Origin of the sequence: Desulfobacula sp. (genome assembly GCF_014237455.1) — a bacterium.
Lineage (GTDB): Bacteria > Desulfobacterota > Desulfobacteria > Desulfobacterales > Desulfobacteraceae > Desulfobacula.
Genome location: NZ_JABZFL010000017.1, coordinates 1 through 2,438, shown reverse-complemented (window position 1 = coordinate 2,438; position 2,438 = coordinate 1). Strand labels below are relative to the sequence as shown.

3 protein-coding genes are annotated in these 2,438 nt (G+C 39.0%); all 3 read right to left on the bottom strand.

What is annotated here, in order from left to right:
• Positions 1–342: 342 nt before the first annotated feature.
• The 3 genes from HGJ91_RS03345 to rsmD are packed head-to-tail and all read right to left on the bottom strand — an operon-like array spanning position 343 to position 2,303.
• Complete coding sequence (locus HGJ91_RS03345) at positions 343–1,233, bottom strand: selenium metabolism-associated LysR family transcriptional regulator (RefSeq protein WP_291346281.1); 891 nt, start codon at positions 1,231–1,233, stop codon at positions 343–345.
• Positions 1,234–1,235: 2 nt separating this feature from the next.
• Positions 1,236–1,745 (bottom strand): pantetheine-phosphate adenylyltransferase, encoded by a 510-nt coding sequence (coaD, locus tag HGJ91_RS03340; RefSeq protein ID WP_291346280.1) that lies wholly within the window; start codon positions 1,743–1,745, stop codon positions 1,236–1,238.
• A 15-nt stretch (positions 1,746–1,760) separates the two neighbouring features.
• The gene (rsmD, locus tag HGJ91_RS03335) at positions 1,761–2,303 is read right to left on the bottom strand and encodes a 16S rRNA (guanine(966)-N(2))-methyltransferase RsmD (protein ID WP_291346279.1); all 543 of its coding nucleotides are present in this window, start codon (positions 2,301–2,303) and stop codon (positions 1,761–1,763) included.
• Between the last annotated feature and the right edge of the window lie 135 nt (positions 2,304–2,438).

Genomic DNA, 2,438 nt, shown 5'->3' with positions numbered 1-2,438 from the left:
CTCCTCTGATAGTAGGTTTACCCTTTTGAAATCCGTATTATCAGAAGTCTATTACAGGTGGGTCAATTTTGGGTTATAATTTCTTGCTTTAATGGGTCAATTTTAGGTTATCAAAACTATAATAATATAGCAATTTGATTTTAAATGATTTTCGACAGGGGCAGGGATGGAAGGTGATGCTTTGACCGGGTTCTAATCGCTGCGGAGTCAGGATGACGGGAGCAGTGATTTCACCAGTGAACCGGACAGGACGTCCGGTGAGCGTAAGGGCAAAGTATTGCCTTTTATCTCTGCCGGAATATTAGAAAAATCTTAAACCTGCTTGCAGCCGCTCTATTCTGGTTAGAGGGCAGATTTTGCAAATTCGATGAATTTTTTACAGATGGGAGACAAGGTTCTTTTTTTTGATGTGGTAAGATAAAAAAAACGGTTAAGATCAAGGTCTTTTACAGACAATGCTTTTAAGCGTCCTTTGTCGATATCATCCTGGACTGCGATGGTTGAAAGGATGGATATCCCGACATGATTTAAGATGCCTTGAATGACAGAGACCGTGTTTCCCATGGTAACATAGGTTTTTAAATTTTTTGAGTTAAATCCAGCGGTTTGCATACTTTTAAGGATGGATTGCCATGTTCCCGATCCTTTTTCTCTTGCAATAAAAGCTTCTTCAAAGAGTTTTGAGCAGTCAATAAATGTTCTTTTTGCCCATTTGTGGTTTGAAGGAATAATCAGTTTCATTTCATCTGCAACCAGTTTTTCCTGGTTGATCTGAGTGTCATTAATTTTTGCACCGACAATGCCGATTTCTATTTTTCCCCTTTTGATTTCCTGGACTATTTGCAGGGTGTCACCTGCTGTCAATTCAAGGCAAATATCAGGAAATTGTTTTGAAAAAGGCCCGATGAGCCTGGGGATGATATATCCGGAAGGAATGGTGCTGCCACCGATAAAAAGATCCCCTTTTGTTCTTCCCAGAAAATCGTACATGGCTGATTTCGTCTGATCTCTAAGGGCTAAGAGCTCTTTTGAATATTGATATAGAATCTTACCTGCTTTTGTGGGTTCTGTACTTTTTCCAAGCCGGTCTAAAAGGCGGCATTGGAAATAGTCTTCAAGCTCTTTGATATGATTGCTCACCGTGGGCTGGGAAAGGTTAATAGCTTCAGATGCCTTTGAAAAGCTTTTATTTTCAACAACAGCTACAAATATATGAAGCTGCCACAGATCCATTTTTATTCCTCTGATTCTTTTATTGGGGGGTATTTTTCCATCATTTTTATATGGACTGCTTCCGGGACCATATCTCTGATATCTCCGCCAAACTGTGCGGCTTCCTTAATAATGGACGAACTGGTGAAAATCCATCTGAATCCGGTCATTAAAAATACAGATTGTACTTCCTTGTTCAGTTTTCTGTTCATCAATGCCATCTGGAATTCACTTTCAAAATCAGAGAGGGCTCTCATCCCTCTGATAATGGCTACAGCATTTTTCATTTTTGCATAATCCACAAGAAGTCCGCCAAAAGAATCCACCTTAACTGAGTTTGTGCCGTTAAAGCTCTGCCGGATCATTTTCACTCTTTCATCCATTGCAAATAATGCTTTTTTTGAAGGATTATGCAATACTGCAATAATAACTTCATCAAAAATATCCAGGGCCCGTTCAATAATATCAATATGTCCGTTTGTTAAGGGATCAAAAGAGCCGGGGTAGATTGCTGTCTTTTTTTTATCTGTCATTGATGAGCCATCCTTTTAAATTTTGTTAATAAAGGAAATGATTGTTTTTGAATATTTTTTTTGTTTGTAAATGTCAAGGGTTGAAAGTTCAAGTTGAAGGTTTTCTGTACAGAATTGTTCGGCAATGATGATACTATTCTCATCCAGCAGATCAGTAAATGATTCTTTTTGAAGGGTGTGTTCAATATACCCTTTTTTATACGGCGGATCAATGAATATAAGATCAAACCGTTGTCCATTGAGGCTTTCGGGTATGGGCTCTCTCACAATATCACAAGAGATGACAGTGGCATTTTCTTGAAATCGGCAAAGTTCAAGGTTCTGATGGATGATATGGCAGGCAAGATCAATAAATGTGGTATGGCGGGCTCCCCGGCTTAGCGCTTCTATGCCCAAAGCCCCGGTTCCGGCAAAAAGATCAAGAACTCTTGCCTTCCTGACCTTTTGTCCTAGGATGCTAAAAATAGCCTCTCTGGTACGATCGGATGTAGGGCGGATTTTATGATTCTGAAGTTTAATAAGTTTTCTGCCTCTACAGCTGCCGCTAATGATCCTCATAAAGTTTATAAAATACTTTTTTTTATATGTTTTACACTAGTCCCAATCTTTTTGGCCACAGATGTCAGATCCCCTCCTTCCTGGGAAAGCTTTTGTTTTATAAATTCTTTTTCAAACCGTTTTTTAGCAAGGATT

Coding starts and splice junctions, on each gene's coding strand:
- HGJ91_RS03345 (WP_291346281.1), bottom strand. CDS start 1,233: ATGGATCTGTGGCAGCTTCATATATTTGTAGCTGTTGTTGAAAATAAA.
- coaD (WP_291346280.1), bottom strand. CDS start 1,745: ATGACAGATAAAAAAAAGACAGCAATCTACCCCGGCTCTTTTGATCCC.
- rsmD (WP_291346279.1), bottom strand. CDS start 2,303: ATGAGGATCATTAGCGGCAGCTGTAGAGGCAGAAAACTTATTAAACTT.